The sequence below is a fragment of the Paenibacillus sp. FSL E2-0178 genome, from assembly GCF_038593005.1.
GTDB lineage: Bacteria > Bacillota > Bacilli > Paenibacillales > Paenibacillaceae > Paenibacillus_AQ > Paenibacillus_AQ phytohabitans.
On the sequence record NZ_CP151953.1, the window covers coordinates 1,012,794 to 1,027,285 of the forward strand.

Below are 14,492 nucleotides of genomic sequence, written 5' to 3' on the forward strand. Positions count from 1 at the left end.
CGTTCATCTCTCCTTAAAATGGACTAAATTAATCCAAATATCTTTGAATATAGGCATATGCCGTGATCACCATAGGTTGTAGTCCATAGACTGTTGTCGAGATATATATCCGAGGAGGCAACTCATGGAAACAAATTATCAATCGCTCGCCTGGAACAATGTGAATAAATATGTTGGCATGACTACAAATGACGGTCAGACTCATGACGGGTTTATTGCTCATGTTGATCAGGATTACGTAACGCTTGCTATTCCTTCAAACGAAATGATGAACGGAATGCCCGCTAACGCATCTACTTACAGACAATTTGGATACTATCCAGGTTTCTATCCACGCCGTCGCTTTTATCCGAGACGCATACCATTTGGTGCCATTACCGCTTTGTACTTGCTTCCATTTTTTATTTAACTCAAATCACTGATGGGAGGGGCGCTATCTGTTCCCTCCCTGGGACTAAAATAACTGCTGCTGTATGATGGCCGTCCGCCTCTGCGCAATCTCAACATACTGCGAACCGATTTCTATAATGGTGCATTCCCGGTTGTTCTCCATGGCGACCTTCATGGTCGTTCCGGATCCACCGAATGGATCAAGCACTGCCCCCCCGGTGGCGCACCAGCGAGAATGCAGGGTTCAATCAGCTTTTCTGGAAAAGTCGCAAAATGGGCTTCTTTGAATTGCGCCGTGGCCATTGTCCATACGGAACGCTTATTGCGGGATCCGGAATACTCCCGGTCCTCCCGGTCCTCCCGGTGCTGCTTGGGCTGTCCGGGAACATCTCCCTCACTCACCTTCCGCGCAAAGCTATATGCCTTGCCGACCGCCTTCATGGGTCTGTCCGCTCGCGTCCCGCCGTTTGCCCGATTACTGCCTGGTTGCCCGCTCACATCTTGAGACAGACGGGCAGTGCTTGATTCGGTCAATTGCTCTATGATTGCAGCCTTGTCGTAGTAATAGCGCTCCGACTTAGCCAGCAGAAAGAAATATTCGTGCGCTTTTGTCGGACGGTCTGTCACGCTCTCCGGCATAGGATTGGATTTGCTCCAGATATTGTCCATCCGGAGATACCAACCATCAGCTTGCAGGGCGAATGCGACGCGCCAGGGAATGCCGATCAGGTCTTTAGGTTTCAGCCCCAGCGGGATCTCCTTTTTCAACGGCTTCATTCCGCCAAGGTTTCGCTCTCCTATTGTCGGGTCTCCCATGCCTGAAATGCCTGCTTTTGCGTAGCTATCACCATAGTTGAGCCAGAGCGTCCCATCCTTTCGCAGCAGCCGCCAAACCTCCCGGAAAACCGCCACACTATGAGCGACAAACATTTCCGGGGTCGGCTCCAGCCCCAGGCAGCCGGTCCATGCTGGCACAGTCACCGGCGGCAGCCCGGGCATCGGCGTGTATGTTGTCTCCGGCCAGTCTGTCGGCGGAATGCCGTAATCCCGCAAGCCCCAATAAGGAGGGCTGGTGACGCAGGTGTGAAAACTCTCTCCGGGCAACTGCGGCATGATCTGCATGTTGTCTCCTTGAAGGATCATTGGATACCCCCTTTCTCACCACTTGTCATTGGTGTCATGTAATGGAACATGTATCTTTCGAGGACAAGGCGGCTACCCGATCGGTACAGGAACCGGAGGTCCTGACTATCACTGCCAGTGATGCGGTAGACCGGATGAGCTATGTCCCCTAGCTTAGCCAACACGACGGTCGTCGCTGAGCCGACACCACCGATGGAATGCTTGCCCTATAGGCTAAACTCCATCTGTCCCGCAGCAGACCTAATCAATGCAGCACTGTCGGCCGCTGCTCCTCACCAGGAGCAACCCATACTGGATTCCAACTGAGCTGGAATGATATGCCCGCTTCAGCTTCCGCTGCCGCCATCAGAATGACATTGCCCATAGCCTCCTCAGCTCCCGGAGGAACAGCATTCCCGATGTACTCCCGTGCCTTGGCATCATTACAGCCCTCAAGCTGGAACGGTCTGCCGTCTGGAAGATGCGTCGGGAAGTTCTGCAGCATGGCGAGCTCATAGGTAGTGAGCGGCCGGTGCCAAGTACCATCTTGGGCGATTATCACCCAAACTCCCTGTTCGTTGTCTTTCGGAATTCTCGGATCAGCTACCGCTGCAGCTGAAGCATGAATATCGGCGCTACCAATCACTGTCTTGGCTGGCTGATCCCAGTGTTGGACACCGTAGCTGTCCGCACGTGGAGAGCATTTCAGTGAAGGATCTGCTATGGCAATAGCCCCGCTGCCAAATCGCGTACCTGTCACACATGGCGCCACCTCGTCAACCCGCACTACCCGGTAGGCTGCCGGGTGACGACTAGGACTTTCCTTCAATGCAGGATCAGCAATACTGGCTCCGCCCTGATATGGTCCAGCAGCGCCGGTTATGCAGGAGGATTGTTCGTCTACCGATTGTATCCGCAGAATATTTGTCTTGCCTTCGCTGTTAATATGAAGCCGTGGGTCTGACACTGCGGCAACACCATTACTTCGACCGGGTCCCGCCGTACTGGTTACAGCCCTGCTCGGTTCATTCCAATCAGCCACTTCATATGCCCCTCGCCGCGGTTCATGAGCAATTCGCAAGTTCTTCCAATCGACTTTGTTCAGATCTCGCCAATCTCCGCCGGCGAGTATAAGGGCCAATCGCATCCAAGTCTTCCACTGCAACTGCTGTAATCTGTTCATCGGACCGCCTGCAACTGTATCTCCTGGAGCAGGCAAGGGTCCAAGTACCTCTCCGATGCTCTTCATGGGCTTAGCTTCAGGGTAATAAATCACATTTGGAATCTGCTTCGGATCGCGAGCCTTAAGAAGAAACCGCACTCGATTTTGCCCAAGCCCGCCAATGGTACCCAGGTTGTGATCAGACCGAACACTTACCTCATATCCGTATTTCTTAAGCATCTTCAGAATCTGCTTTAATAAAGGTTCGCCCCGACTGGTGATTCTCGGTACGTTCTCCAGTTGAATGACTGCCGGGATGGCTCCCCCATATTCCAGACAAGCCTGCAAAGCCATTTCCAATCCATGAACAGTAAGGAAATTAAGCGCCTGATACTGAGCGGATGCTGCCTTATCAGACGGCAGTAGCCCGCTCAGTCCCTTGCATGGCGGTGAGAGGAACAGAAAGAACGGTACCTGCTCCTTGAATGCCTGCCAGATATCCCAAGGCGTTGTTTCCCTCCAAGTCTCAGGAGGCTCATGTCCGTGCCAGGCTTTGTACTGCCAACGCTTGAACAAATCCATCACCACAGAAGTTTTCTCACCGCAGATCTGATCATGATTCCGGCATGCAACAGGGTCGTTGTCGATCGAGCACAGTACCTTGAACTTATAAACCTTGCCGCCATATTCAACTGTTGAGCGCATTGCTCCGGCCGTGGCCCCACCGATCCCCGCAAAGAGGAACGCTGCTGTTTTATAGATGATGTTATCTGGTAAGCCCAAAGCTTCACGCCCTTTCACGTATGATCACGTATGAGTTCTTTTCCCTGCAGCTGCAGCAATCCACCTACCGGACACTCCCGGTTGCAATACCCGTCTATTTTGGAATAAGTGCTGCCATACTGTTGATTAAGCTCCACGCGCTGCGGGCAGGACCCGCAATGCTGGAGGATATCGCTTATTGCATATACCGCCTGCAGTCTGGTCATCATTCATCACCCTTTCTATAGAAGCCAACTGAGCAGCAACCATAGTACAAACATCGAAATGCTAAAATGGGCGAGTACTCGATTCGGGCTCGGCAGCTCCTCTTCTCGCGCCGTCATGATCCGGCCGCTTTCGTCTCTGAAGCGAATGACTGTTTTCATCGCGGATACACCCTCTTCATTTTGTAGTTGATCTTGCCCCACTTCTGCCGGCGCCGCCGGAACAGCTCCGCGGCAGCTTCCTGCCGCAGAACCGGGTGCGCGCCGGTGTCCCACATAATCATTCGTAATTGCTGGGGAGTCGCAGCGCGCCAGTTCATGCTAATCCCAGATTGGCAGTCGCTTGACCCTTACCCTTAGCCCTTCAAGTGAGAGCTTAGGATTGTTGACGATATAGTAATCCATGCCATTGTGTTCAACGGATGAGTACACCCAAACTTGATCGCCCCAAGAATCTGTGATTAGATATTCAATCGATGAACCAGAGGTGTAATATTCTCCACTCGGAAGATAGTAGCGTCCGCTCGTTCTCTTTTGAAGAACACCTTCTTCAGTAACAGGAGCATTGATTTGCCCGAGCAGCCGGCGAACATCATTCAGTTTTTCACCGATTTTATTGTTCATTGACCAGAGATATTGTTCTTGCGGATCCTCTCTGCTGTAAATCCCCTCATTCTCCGCTTCCTCTATTAATTTCGCGACCCGCTTCAGCTGCGGCTCCAAGTTCTCCAACGCCGCCTTGATTTTGTCCTTCATATTAAGTCCCTCCCGTTTTATACAATCCTGGCCTTGCTCCAAAATCCCTTAGTGTCGGTGTTAGCCTCTTTATTTCGTTTCATCAGGAAATCATAGTACCGTGGTCCGTACTTCTCGACTTGGTCCTTGCGATTCTGGATAATGTCAGCGACCAACTTTTCTAAATCATTGGTACAGTAGAAGTATTTGAGATAGCGATCCAGTTCGACATAACTGTGATCGATGTTCTTCAATAGGTTGAAGCGATTGGACCTGCTGAGCTTCCCCATGTGATCGCTAATCCGGACGCTGTTCGCCACGCCGTAATCGAATTTGAGATAAACACTGTTGGTGGTGAAGGCGTCATACCGCTGTACGGTGATTCCGTGGGCTTTCACCGCCCGGGTAATCCGGTCCGCTAACTTCCGGATGGATTCATCCTTTGGACGCCGATGTGACTTGCCCATAAGCCTGCACCGCCCTTACTCCGGCCAGCTCCGCCGAGTATTGGAAAAATGCTTCAGGATTTTGATCATCCAGTGCCTGGTCAATCATCTTGAGTAGACGTTCCTCATTAAAGCGCTGGATAGAGGCTTGCCAAATTGCATCAGCGTGAACGCTCAGCATAGATTCATAACGCAGCTGCATGAGCATCCCGAAATCGATGAACATCGCGCTCCCTCCTTTGTAAGAGAAGAAGCAGCTGTTAAGCTGCTCCTCCGCCACCCTTCATTTTCTTAGCTGCCAGTTTCTTGTAGGCGCTGAATTTCCCCTGGAACTGTCCCTTGGTCATTCCCTGAGAAACAGCGTTCTCCAGCCAAGTCTTGTCTTCCTTAGCCCGCTTCTCGATCAGGTCCGGGAACGGGATAGGCTGACCTTGATGCTCAATTTCCGGGAAGATCGGGCGTTCCTTCAGAATGAAGGCATCCAACTCGTCTTTATCCACTTCTTCAGCATCTGTAGGGTCTGCCGGGTCCTGACCTGGTTCACCGGACGGATCACCTGTTCCCTGGTCAGCACCGCTTTCCCACTCCGGCACGAATCCATCGCCTTCACCATCTTGAACAGGGCCGTCTGCTTCTTCAATAACGATATCTCCGTCTTCACCTTCAGCCGAACCGCCATCTTCAGTGACTGGAGCTGCCTCAGCTGCTGCGGAAGGGGCTACACCCTGGGACTGCATCCACTCATGCCAAGCTGCTGCGGAAGGGGCTACACGCTTGCGGTATTCATCAATCTTTTCGACGATCTTGCCACTGCTGATGCCGAGCTCAGAAGCGATCTTCATGTAAGTCTCCCCGCCGGCCAAACGAAGGGAGAAGGCGACAAAATCATAATCCAAATCCTCGAAGGTCGGCGCCAGGCCGGACTGGATGAATTCTTCGATGATGGCCAGTTCGATTTCTGCCGGCTGCTGCTTAATCTCGATCTTCTCGGCGGGAAGCCCCAGGTCCATCGCAAGCTGCTCACCTTCTGGCTTCACTTCGGACACAACACCGTTATCCACCCTGTAGGTCTTGATCGGCTTCTCTGTCCGGGCATTGATCTCGATGTTATAGTTAACGACCGCGGAGTCCAGCGAGGCCGTCACCTTGTCTCCAATCATTTCGTGCAACCATTCAATCTTTCCGCGAAGCTCTTCGCCGGACACAACCAGCAAGATGTTCACATCACCGTCAGCCTTCAAGTCAACCTTTTTCACAAGCCCTTTAAAATCGAGATATCCCACAATTCCCCATTCCCTTCATGTTTGGGTTAAGTTAATTCCTTGATCTTCACTTCAATGCGCGGCCGGTTACTATACCGCTTCCGAACAAATGCATCCACCACCTGGCTGTCATCCTTCCAGATGATGCCCTTCAGAGCATCCTTCACCCCTTTCAGGTAGTTGTCAGCATCCGGCTTAGTGACCGGGAGAATTTCGCCCCGCTCAGCTTCCGCCGCTTTCTTCTTACTGAAACTCTTCGGTGTGGAACGATAAGCTGTGATGGCAATGCCTAAAGCTCCTTCCAGCAGAGTGGTCGGTGCATACTCCCGGGCGGCCAGCCGGACATAATCCTTGTAGTCCCGGGATTTGGCTGGGTCATATGCCCTCGTAAACCCGCCCGCAGTACTGAACTTAGGCCGGCCCTGGGCGACTGGCTCCCCGTAAACGGTGAACTGAATCATTCGGCTTCCCACCCCTTTCCCTGCGCGGCTTCATCTCGGTGTCCAGAACATACACCGTGCCGATCACATGCCCACGTTTATCAAAAACAGCGAAGTAATACTTCTGCTGGAACAAAGGATCAATAGGTCTATTCGGAATCATCCAGCCTCACCCCGTTTCCCCGTCACAAGTTCGAACTCGGCGATGCCTTCGTCCACCTGTTCAGGATCCAACTCTGCGAATTCTGCCAGCAGAACCGAGCGCTCCGGTACGAGCCCCGTGTTCTGGTAGTAGGTGACCATGAAGTGATACACGTGCCAGTAATTCCAAGCGCCATTCACGACACTGCCCTCCGGGTCGTCCGGGGATTGCCGGAGTACCGATTTATCAGTACTAACTGTTCACGCGTATCCCGCTCCACAAACCAATTCCCCGCAATCAATCCAGCTGCCTGAATTTCAAGCATCTGCCGGCGTGTTGGCCGCTTTTCCTGTTTCATTCCCGTTCCTCCTAGTGTGGTTTGTCTTCACGAAAAGGTTTATCCCAGCCTTTCAATTTCGCCTCATATGCCCAGTAGCCTTGCACCTCGCCGTCATAAGTCTCGCGAAGCTTGGATAAGCTGCTGGCTATTGCTGTGCATCCGCTAAAGACATAGCATTTTTTCAAAGACTCTATGTCTTCGAAAGTAACTCTAACTAATTCCTCACCGAGAAACTTTTCGGCTTTTTGATATCCGCCATCCCACCATTGACCGTTACAGTGAATGACCTCACCATTCTCAAGCGTAATATCAAACTCTCTGCCACCGAAAGCCTCAAATCCCATTGTCGGCCTGGAATAGTAGTAGCACGATACAAAAGTACACGTGTCATCCAATCCGATGATTAAATCGCCTTGTTTGTAGTAAGTGAACTGGACTGGATTCGATAGCACATAAGCAAATCCATCGTTAAATGTAACTATGGCTTCAATTTGGTTAATCACTCTATCCCTCCCTTACGCCCACTTGCGTTTATCAATATCATCCGGCGGAGCCGGAATGTCGCTGTGTGCCCGCTCGTAGTTGACGAATTTATTGAATTCCTTCAGGAACACCAACTCTACCGTTCCCACCGGGCCGTTCCGCTGCTTTGAGATAATGATCTCGATGATGTTCTTCTTCTCGGATTCCTTATCGTAATAGTCATCTCGGTACAAGAAGGCTACGATATCGGCATCCTGCTCGATGGAACCAGACTCCCGGAGGTCGCTCATCATCGGGCGTTTGTCCTGGCGTTGCTCCACACCGCGACTGAGCTGGGACAGGGCAATCACCGGAACCTCAAGTTCCCGCGCAAGCTGCTTCAACGTCCGGCTGATCTGAGATACCTCTTCCTGCCGGTTCACTCCCCGCTGCCCTCTACCCTGGATAAGCTGCAGATAGTCGATGACAATCATGCCGAGCCCCTTTTCCTTCTTCAGCCGGCGGCACTTGGAACGGATCTCGTTGACCGTGATTCCTGGAGTATCGTCGATGAAGATGTCGGCCTCGGATAGAGACCCCATCGCCATGGACATCTTCTGCCAATCATCTTCCTCAAAGTGCCCGGTCCGCATCCGGCTCGCATCGATGTTGCCTTCAGCACAGACCATGCGCTGTACGAGCTGAGCATTGGACATCTCAAGGCTGAATACGGCAACGGTCTCTTTGGCGCGGACTGCCACGTTCTGAGCGATGTTCAGGGCGAACGCTGTCTTTCCCACCGATGGCCGGGCTGCAACAATGATCAAATCATTACGCTGGAAGCCGGAAGTCATCTTGTCGAGATCGTCAAACCCGGACCGGATGCCAGTAATCCCTCGCGACGTTTCCCGTACGCTGTACCGCTGCTCGGCATCTTCCCAGACCTGCATCAGGACATCCTTCATGGTGGCAAACTCCCGAACCGGCACGGACTGATCGGAGAGTTTCGAAACAGCATGTTCCGCCATCGCGATGAAGCCCTTCACGTCCTGTTCCTCTCCAGCGTTGCGCAGCAGGTCCATTGCAGTGTCTATGGCTTGGCGTCGGAGGAACATTTCCTGTACCCGCTCCGCATAGTAACCGGCGTTCGCCACGGTTGGAACAGCTCCAGCCATCCGAGCCAGATAACTGACTCCACCGACTTTCTCGAGCTCCTCGCTGTCCTTAAGCTGGGAGGTCAAGCTGACCATATCGATCGGCAGTTCTGCGTCGTTCAACTTGCGCATAGCCCGGAAGATACGGGCATGGCCTTTATCGCTGAATTCTCCGCCCTGCAAGATGTCTGCAGCAGCATCGTAAGCCGTCTGGTCCAAAAGTGCGGCTCCAAGAACAGCCTGCTCTGCTTCAAGATCAACCGGTGGCTGAATGCCCATCTGTTCTAGCATTTCTTCACGATTCAACATTTGCTTCGCCTCGAATCTTCCGCTTCACTTCGTCCCAGTACCCTTCAGGCGGCGGCTTGCTGCTGGCGCTCCAGGTATCGAGATTAGCAAAGTGCTGATCAGTCAGAATTTTCATCTGCTCCCGCTCGATCTGCTCCCCGAGACGGCCGCGAATTTCCGCAACATTTGGCGGAAATTCCTTTGTCTTGATATGGGCGTCAACATTCTCCTTGGCAGCTTCAAACGGGAAATCCTTCAGGTATTTGTACAGCCGTTCAATGTTTTCGGGCGACTTGTCAAATCCGGGATAGTTGGCCTTAATGGTGCGGACCAGAAGAATGACCTCCAGCTTCTCCACGTCGTCGTTCCTCCTCGATCATCATGTCTATTTCGGCAAGCTCTCGTTGCTGTTTGGTTTGGCGTTGCGGCTTATCTGGCGTCTCTCCCGGGGCGACTCCGTCAGTCGGTGCTGCGGTAGTTTGGGAGTTCAGCCAGGCTTTTTCAATCCCGTCCACGTAGTATAAAAAGCTTGTGGGATACTTAAAGCCGTCTCCCTCACGTTCTCGCTTTGCCTGAAGCAGGCTCTCCATAGTTCGGATGGTAAAAGGGTTAGGCGTACCTCCGGCGACCATCCTACCCATGGCTTCGCGTTCACGTGGGGAAATGTGAATATCAAGTCTGTGATTCATTTTGCAAAAGGCATTTAAAAGTTCGAACATATCTCCTGGCTTGCCTTGATCAATCTCATCAGCGAACTCATTGTCAGTAGTAGAAGTAATAGTAGTACTAAGATCTTTTAATACAGTGTCGGGAAAGTGGTCCAATTTTCGGACAGCTTCACCGTCAGCTTTTGAAAAGTAGTCCGGTTTTCGGACCACTTCTTCTCTAACTATATTAAAGTGGTCCGAATTTTGGACAGGTTCGCCGACAACTATTAGATCAAATCTGACCGTGTAACTGCCCTTGGCACTCCCCCGAGGAGGGGAAGTATAGCCGATCAATCCGGCATTGACGAGTTTACTACGATGTGTGTTAACGGTATCCCGACTCTTAATTCCGGTTTGAAGTGTAAGCTCAGTGTTTGTCATTTGGAAAGCCCGCTTCCATCCCAGCTTGCAAGACTTCCGCCATAAGGCGACCATGATTGCAATTCCCTCTGGTCCATATTCCTCAGGACCGCCTATCGCTTCATACTGGTTAAGGAGGCCGGCCATAGTTGGTTCTCTGGCTGACTCCGTCATTCACTCCCCCCTCCCGCAGCAGCCGTGCTAATTCACTTAATTATTTCTATCGTCCTGAATATAAATGTGTGGGTACTTTGCTCGGACCACGGTGAAGCCCGGATGCCCCCGAGCGAAGTACTCTTTGACCTCTGCTTTGAATGATTCCGGGTCAGATGACCGCAAGGCCCACAATCGTTCACTGATCATGCTGGTCCAGATCCGTTCACCCATCGGGCCGTTCATCGATCTGCTACCCGGACGAGCGCGCCGGTAGTCTCCTGAATCTCTTGCTTGAAACGCTCAGCATCGCTGTTCCCGTCGGATAGATGAAGCAGCCAAATTTCCTCAACATTCCGGGTATCGTTGACTTTCAACATCTCCTTCACATTCTCCAGGGAGAAGTGTGAACGTAGCAGCCGTTTCTTCTGTGCTGGATGAAGATGACCAGCAGCCACCCGCTCATTGACGATATCCAGAGAATAATTACATTCACACATGATGTGAGTCAGCCCGCTGAAGCGATGCCGGCAGTAATAGGTATCTGTCAGGAAGACCAACTTATCGCCCGCTGTATTCGCCAACAGGAAGCCCAAGGGCTCCTCCACATCATGCTGAATATCGAACGGTAGAATCGTCCAGGTGCCAATCGCGAACTGCTCCAGCGCCTTGATTACCTTCAGACGATGACCTGACAGCCCTCTTGCAGCTGCCGTCCCTGCGCTGGTATAAATGTTGATGCCTGCTCGCATAATGTCAGGAGCAGCCTTGCTATGATCCAGGTGCTCATGTGTGATCAAGCAACCGGCAATGTCCGACATTCGGAAGTTAAGAGCCCGCTGAATCGACTTATAAGGAAAACCGGCTTCCAGCAGGAGCGCGGTGTGGCCGTCCGATATACGGTAGGCATTACCGGCACTGCTGGAGCCGAGACATTGGATGTCGATCATAGGCTAAAAGAGTACTTCATCGTCTGGATTCGCATTAGAAGACGCACCCTTTGGAGGGACATCCTCAAAGAAATCATATGGGTCAGGGCTACCTGCAGGGTCGACCTGCTGAGTATCAGACGTGCTGGCTGGTGGTTCCTCTGGTGTAACATCAATAATCGTTCTATTTGCATTAGCTCGGATTTCCTCGTCAACTTCCGCCTCTGCAAAATCACTCTCCATTTGCTTCAGTCGGAGGTAATCGTCATCAATCTTCTGAGAGTCGATAGTGATATCTCCATAAGCTGCGCGGTAAACTGTCTTCCAGGCCATCTTGTCGTACCAGCCTTCTACCGTTTCCTTTCCGACGTTTTTACCATTTTCCCATTTGTCTTTTTCGCCTCCCCAGAATTCAGCTGAAGCATGATCTGGTTTTCTCTTTTCTATATCTTTCTTTGTCATAATCACAAGCTTGTTCTTCTCAGGAGCCAGAGAAAAGCTGTGATAATAGAAGCCACCGACGATATCTCCGCGATCAAACGCATTAACAATTTCAAATTCATAGCCTTCATATTTATTTTTGGAGTCCTTCTTAACTGGTCTGAACTTGTCAGTGGAATAAACTAATTCGACCGTTACATGATCTGGAACGTCTAGGCCGTATTTCGTAGCCTTAAGCTCAATGCCCCGGTATCCTTCGATAAAGGTAATATCGTATTTGTTCGTATGCTTGTTTTTGTAAGGTATAGGGTTGATATGATTCGGTTGCGAAGGATCAAAGCCAACCCTAGCCATTGCTACTACATCACGAGCGAGTTTTTCCATGTTCACGTTCTGCCAGGTAACCGGCAGTGCATCGCGGTATTTCTCTGTTTTCTTCAGTCGTTTTTCCTCAGTAAGTTTCAGGATAGCGTCCAAAGCAATAAAGTAATTCTGAGCCAATCGCTTTTGGAAATTGGTGAGGGCAACCTCGCCGACACTGGAACCAAATTCGGAAATGACCTTTGTCATGAAGCGTTCCGATTGGGTTGGTTCCTTCTTAGCAACTGCCGTCGGAGCTGCCTGCTGTCTCGCTTGATCTGTAGAACTCAATTAAATCGCCTCCTGAATAGCTGCCGTCTCAATGCGCAGCTTCTTATCTGCTTCACTTACTACCAGCCGGATCACTTGAGCGTCCGTTCCGATCAGCTTGGTGACTGCCTCCGCATTATCCACGAAGATCGGAGCGCTGAAGCCGTAATGCTCACCCAGCGTATTAATGATGTCCAGGCCGACATTGATCCGAGCCGCATTGTTCAGGCCGCCGTCATACGGAACGCCCTTATAGAGCGTATCGCAGACTTCCTTAATCCCACCGTTGATCTGATCTTCGAAGAGGCGGAACCGGGCAAGCTTGAATTTACTGTTGATCTTGGCATCCAGCATACTGACCTTGGTCTTGGTGAACTCTTCACAGAGGAACAGTTCATGCTGCAGACGCTCATACTCTCCGGCGAGCTCCCGCTCCTGGTTCTCCAGCTCCGTCACACGCAGCTGCGCGCGGCGGACACCATCAAATTTAGCAAGATCCCGCTCCATTTCCTCGATCTCAGAACGTTGCTGCCGGATATCGCTCCGAACAGCAGCTGCAGCATCATTAGAAGAAGCTTTCAGATCGCTGATCTGCTGCTGTACTGTCGCTGCCTCAGCCTGCTTGTTGGCATAATCCGGATCCGCTGCAGGGTCTTTCACACCAGCTCGAAGATCGGTCAACTCAGCTTCGGCGTCCGTCAACTCTGCTTGGAGCAGTTGCAGTGCGCTCTTCAGGCTTTCAACCTCTCCACTGAACCGCACAATCTCCTGTTCAAACTTCTGAGCTTCGGCGACTGCCGCTTTACCGGAAGCGTTAATACGTTCCTTTCGTTCAGCCAACCTACGGTTAAAAAAAACCTCTGCCTTGTCATGAGCAGCCTTGACCTGGTCTTCAGGTAAGGACTGGCCGCAGGCGGAGCAATGAGCATCGTGATCACCAGCAGGTTCAAAGGTCAACCCCTTCAGTTCAGCAAACTCTGCCCGTAGCCGTTCTGCTTCCTGCCGGCGCCCTGCTGCCAGCCTTTCGTTGTTCTGGATGCGCTGCTGCTTATCTTCAATGTCCCGGCGGTATTTGTTGACTTCCATATGCATCTGATTGACTGCATCCCGTTTAAGAGCAACCTTATCCAGGACATCTGACTGCATGCGGCTCTTAATGGCGATCAGCTCGCCCTCAATTTCCCGCAGCCGTTTCTCTTTCACGGCAACCTCGCCACCAGAGAGGATTCGAGAAAGCTCAGCTTCACCTGATACAACCCGGTTGCGAAGGACAGCCATGTCTTCTTTAAGAGAATCTTCATCCAGCTCCGAAACATCCGGCATTTGGCGCTGCACTTCACTGATCCGCACTGGCAGCTCCTTGATCTCCCTGTTAATCACCGCACACCGGGAAGAGATCACCTTCTTGTGAGAGTCAAGGTCACGCCCATTCAGGATGCCGGGCAGGGGAGCAAGCTTCTTGTTACCGTGAATCACTTCGGCATCCGTCAGATCCCCGCATACTTCCAGCAGTGTCTTCCGGCGATCCTCCTTCTTCATTTGTTCATTGAAGTAAGAAGGTGAAGTCAGAAGCTTGAACAGTTCCTCTTTAATGAGGGAATCTACTTCGGCGGTGTACTCGCCCTTTTTCACTGGAACACCGTCCAAGAAGTAATTCGTCTCATGCCCTTCGAAGGCGTCCGTCGCTGATCCGCGCTTCTTCGTCCACTTCTCGGAGAAGACCCGGCGGAACGTCCGGCGGCGGCCATCGATCAGGAATACTCCTTCGACCTCGTGTTCTAGCTTGTGACGCAGGACCTTACCTGCTCCATCCAAGCCTTTGATTTCAAAATCGGCCTTGTTCTGCGAATCCTTACCGAACAGGAGCCAAACAAAGCCATCGAAGACGGTTGTCTTCCCGGTGGCGTTATCGCCATAGACATCAGCGTCCCCGCCGTTGATGGCGAGGACAAGTTCTTTAATCCCTTTGAAATTGCGGAGCGTCAGGCGCTCCAGATTGATACGCTTCAAGCGATCCCCTCCTCGATAGCCGTTTCACACTCGGCATGTAAAATCATTTGTTGATCAGGTGTTTCGGGATAACGGATGCCATTCAGGTAAGTCCGGATGGCATATTCGACCTCAGCCAGTTGGTCTGGATCAGCATGCAGCTGAAAGCTCCCGAACTGCTGCCGGATCGAAAGCACCGGTGGCGAGTAATTAGTAGGAGGTACAATCTCTACTTCGATGCGCTGACCGCTAATGTCAGCAGAATAGGCAGTTGACATTCCATTCACTCCCTCTTGTGTAGTGCGCCTCCACCTGCTAAGATGGAGGCAAGTTGATAATTCAGTTTTCAAAGAG

General features: G+C 51.7%; 22 protein-coding genes. 2 read left to right on the forward strand and 20 right to left on the reverse strand.

Annotated features, from left to right (window positions below; translation table 11 throughout):
- The first annotated feature begins 124 nt into the window (after positions 1-124).
- Positions 125-409, forward strand: a complete 285-nt coding sequence (locus MHI42_RS04425; RefSeq protein WP_342422907.1) for a phosphatidylinositol kinase — start codon at positions 125-127, stop codon at positions 407-409.
- Between the two features lie 45 nt (positions 410-454).
- Here MHI42_RS04425 and MHI42_RS04430 read toward each other — a convergent pair whose 3' ends face one another.
- Positions 455-565 carry a hypothetical protein gene (locus tag MHI42_RS04430; RefSeq protein WP_342422908.1) on the reverse strand — a complete coding sequence of 37 codons (111 nt, stop codon included), beginning with the start codon at positions 563-565 and terminating at the stop codon, positions 455-457.
- Positions 562-1,533: a site-specific DNA-methyltransferase gene (locus MHI42_RS04435; protein WP_342422909.1), complete on the reverse strand. Its 972-nt coding sequence runs from the start codon at positions 1,531-1,533 to the stop codon at positions 562-564. The genes MHI42_RS04430 and MHI42_RS04435 overlap by 4 nt, the downstream gene beginning before the upstream one ends.
- On the opposite strand from MHI42_RS04435, the gene MHI42_RS04440 reads away from it, so the two are divergent.
- A complete protein-coding gene (locus tag MHI42_RS04440) occupies positions 1,533-1,685 on the forward strand; it encodes a DUF255 domain-containing protein (protein ID WP_342422910.1) in 153 nt (50 codons plus the stop codon). The two genes, MHI42_RS04435 and MHI42_RS04440, sit on opposite strands and share 1 nt — an antisense overlap.
- A 92-nt stretch (positions 1,686-1,777) precedes the next feature.
- Here the strand turns inward: MHI42_RS04440 and MHI42_RS04445 are convergent, their stop codons facing one another.
- The 18 genes from MHI42_RS04445 to MHI42_RS04530 form a co-directional block, all read right to left on the reverse strand.
- The gene (locus MHI42_RS04445) at positions 1,778-3,457 is read right to left on the reverse strand and encodes a DNA cytosine methyltransferase (RefSeq protein ID WP_342422911.1); all 1,680 of its coding nucleotides are present in this window, start codon (positions 3,455-3,457) and stop codon (positions 1,778-1,780) included.
- Positions 3,458-3,471: 14 nt separating this feature from the next.
- Positions 3,472-3,666, reverse strand: coding sequence for a zinc-finger domain-containing protein (locus MHI42_RS04450; protein ID WP_342422912.1), 195 nt, complete (start codon positions 3,664-3,666; stop codon positions 3,472-3,474).
- 152 nt (positions 3,667-3,818) lie between these two features.
- A complete protein-coding gene (locus tag MHI42_RS04455; RefSeq protein ID WP_342422913.1) occupies positions 3,819-3,944 on the reverse strand; it encodes a hypothetical protein in 126 nt (41 codons plus the stop codon).
- 37 nt (positions 3,945-3,981) lie between these two features.
- The gene (locus MHI42_RS04460; protein ID WP_342422914.1) at positions 3,982-4,416 is read right to left on the reverse strand and encodes a DUF5348 domain-containing protein; all 435 of its coding nucleotides are present in this window, start codon (positions 4,414-4,416) and stop codon (positions 3,982-3,984) included.
- Between the two features lie 17 nt (positions 4,417-4,433).
- A complete protein-coding gene (locus tag MHI42_RS04465) occupies positions 4,434-4,862 on the reverse strand; it encodes a hypothetical protein (RefSeq protein ID WP_342422915.1) in 429 nt (142 codons plus the stop codon).
- Entirely contained in the window at positions 4,831-5,067 is a 237-nt protein-coding gene (locus MHI42_RS04470) for an IDEAL domain-containing protein (protein ID WP_342422916.1), read from the reverse strand. The genes MHI42_RS04465 and MHI42_RS04470 overlap by 32 nt, the downstream gene beginning before the upstream one ends.
- A gap of 34 nt (positions 5,068-5,101) precedes the next feature.
- Complete coding sequence (locus tag MHI42_RS04475; protein ID WP_342422917.1) at positions 5,102-6,097, reverse strand: hypothetical protein; 996 nt, start codon at positions 6,095-6,097, stop codon at positions 5,102-5,104.
- A 53-nt stretch (positions 6,098-6,150) separates the two neighbouring features.
- Complete coding sequence (locus tag MHI42_RS04480; RefSeq protein ID WP_342422918.1) at positions 6,151-6,564, reverse strand: RusA family crossover junction endodeoxyribonuclease; 414 nt, start codon at positions 6,562-6,564, stop codon at positions 6,151-6,153.
- Positions 6,565-6,702: 138 nt separating this feature from the next.
- Positions 6,703-6,885 (reverse strand): hypothetical protein, encoded by a 183-nt coding sequence (locus MHI42_RS04485; RefSeq protein WP_342422919.1) that lies wholly within the window; start codon positions 6,883-6,885, stop codon positions 6,703-6,705.
- Positions 6,882-7,043 (reverse strand): hypothetical protein, encoded by a 162-nt coding sequence (locus MHI42_RS04490; RefSeq protein ID WP_342422920.1) that lies wholly within the window; start codon positions 7,041-7,043, stop codon positions 6,882-6,884. Before MHI42_RS04490 ends, MHI42_RS04485 begins: the two co-directional genes overlap by 4 nt.
- An 11-nt stretch (positions 7,044-7,054) precedes the next feature.
- Complete coding sequence (locus tag MHI42_RS04495) at positions 7,055-7,528, reverse strand: hypothetical protein (protein WP_342422921.1); 474 nt, start codon at positions 7,526-7,528, stop codon at positions 7,055-7,057.
- A gap of 12 nt (positions 7,529-7,540) precedes the next feature.
- A complete protein-coding gene (dnaB, locus tag MHI42_RS04500) occupies positions 7,541-8,932 on the reverse strand; it encodes a replicative DNA helicase (RefSeq protein ID WP_342422922.1) in 1,392 nt (463 codons plus the stop codon).
- Between the two features lie 4 nt (positions 8,933-8,936).
- Positions 8,937-9,287, reverse strand: coding sequence for a replicative helicase loader/inhibitor (locus MHI42_RS04505; RefSeq protein ID WP_052429615.1), 351 nt, complete (start codon positions 9,285-9,287; stop codon positions 8,937-8,939).
- Positions 9,247-10,170, reverse strand: a complete 924-nt coding sequence (locus MHI42_RS04510) for a hypothetical protein (protein WP_342422923.1) — start codon at positions 10,168-10,170, stop codon at positions 9,247-9,249. Before MHI42_RS04510 ends, MHI42_RS04505 begins: the two co-directional genes overlap by 41 nt.
- Positions 10,171-10,391: 221 nt before the next feature.
- On the reverse strand, positions 10,392-11,099 hold the full coding sequence (locus MHI42_RS04515; RefSeq protein ID WP_342422924.1) for an MBL fold metallo-hydrolase: 708 nt from the start codon (positions 11,097-11,099) through the stop codon (positions 10,392-10,394).
- Positions 11,100-11,102: 3 nt separating this feature from the next.
- Positions 11,103-12,170: a recombinational DNA repair protein (RecE pathway) gene (locus tag MHI42_RS04520; RefSeq protein WP_342422925.1), complete on the reverse strand. Its 1,068-nt coding sequence runs from the start codon at positions 12,168-12,170 to the stop codon at positions 11,103-11,105.
- Positions 12,171-14,159, reverse strand: coding sequence for a hypothetical protein (locus MHI42_RS04525; RefSeq protein WP_342422926.1), 1,989 nt, complete (start codon positions 14,157-14,159; stop codon positions 12,171-12,173).
- Complete coding sequence (locus MHI42_RS04530) at positions 14,156-14,416, reverse strand: hypothetical protein (protein ID WP_342422927.1); 261 nt, start codon at positions 14,414-14,416, stop codon at positions 14,156-14,158. The genes MHI42_RS04525 and MHI42_RS04530 overlap by 4 nt, the downstream gene beginning before the upstream one ends.
- Positions 14,417-14,492 lie beyond the last annotated feature (76 nt).

Excerpts from the sequence above, each read along its gene's own strand:
- MHI42_RS04515 (WP_342422924.1), bottom strand. The coding sequence starts at position 11,099 with ATGATCGACATCCAATGTCTCGGCTCCAGCAGTGCCGGTAATGCCTAC.
- MHI42_RS04430 (WP_342422908.1), bottom strand. The coding sequence starts at position 565 with ATGAAGGTCGCCATGGAGAACAACCGGGAATGCACCATTATAGAAATC.
- MHI42_RS04435 (WP_342422909.1), bottom strand. The coding sequence starts at position 1,533 with ATGATCCTTCAAGGAGACAACATGCAGATCATGCCGCAGTTGCCCGGA.
- MHI42_RS04455 (WP_342422913.1), bottom strand. The coding sequence starts at position 3,944 with ATGATTATGTGGGACACCGGCGCGCACCCGGTTCTGCGGCAGGAAGCT.
- MHI42_RS04510 (WP_342422923.1), bottom strand. The coding sequence starts at position 10,170 with ATGACGGAGTCAGCCAGAGAACCAACTATGGCCGGCCTCCTTAACCAG.
- MHI42_RS04425 (WP_342422907.1), top strand. The coding sequence starts at position 125 with ATGGAAACAAATTATCAATCGCTCGCCTGGAACAATGTGAATAAATAT.
- dnaB (WP_342422922.1), bottom strand. The coding sequence starts at position 8,932 with ATGCTAGAACAGATGGGCATTCAGCCACCGGTTGATCTTGAAGCAGAG.
- MHI42_RS04460 (WP_342422914.1), bottom strand. The coding sequence starts at position 4,416 with ATGAAGGACAAAATCAAGGCGGCGTTGGAGAACTTGGAGCCGCAGCTG.
- MHI42_RS04490 (WP_342422920.1), bottom strand. The coding sequence starts at position 7,043 with ATGAAACAGGAAAAGCGGCCAACACGCCGGCAGATGCTTGAAATTCAG.
- MHI42_RS04480 (WP_342422918.1), bottom strand. The coding sequence starts at position 6,564 with ATGATTCAGTTCACCGTTTACGGGGAGCCAGTCGCCCAGGGCCGGCCT.
- MHI42_RS04465 (WP_342422915.1), bottom strand. The coding sequence starts at position 4,862 with ATGGGCAAGTCACATCGGCGTCCAAAGGATGAATCCATCCGGAAGTTA.
- MHI42_RS04450 (WP_342422912.1), bottom strand. The coding sequence starts at position 3,666 with ATGATGACCAGACTGCAGGCGGTATATGCAATAAGCGATATCCTCCAG.
- MHI42_RS04470 (WP_342422916.1), bottom strand. The coding sequence starts at position 5,067 with ATGTTCATCGATTTCGGGATGCTCATGCAGCTGCGTTATGAATCTATG.
- MHI42_RS04530 (WP_342422927.1), bottom strand. The coding sequence starts at position 14,416 with ATGTCAACTGCCTATTCTGCTGACATTAGCGGTCAGCGCATCGAAGTA.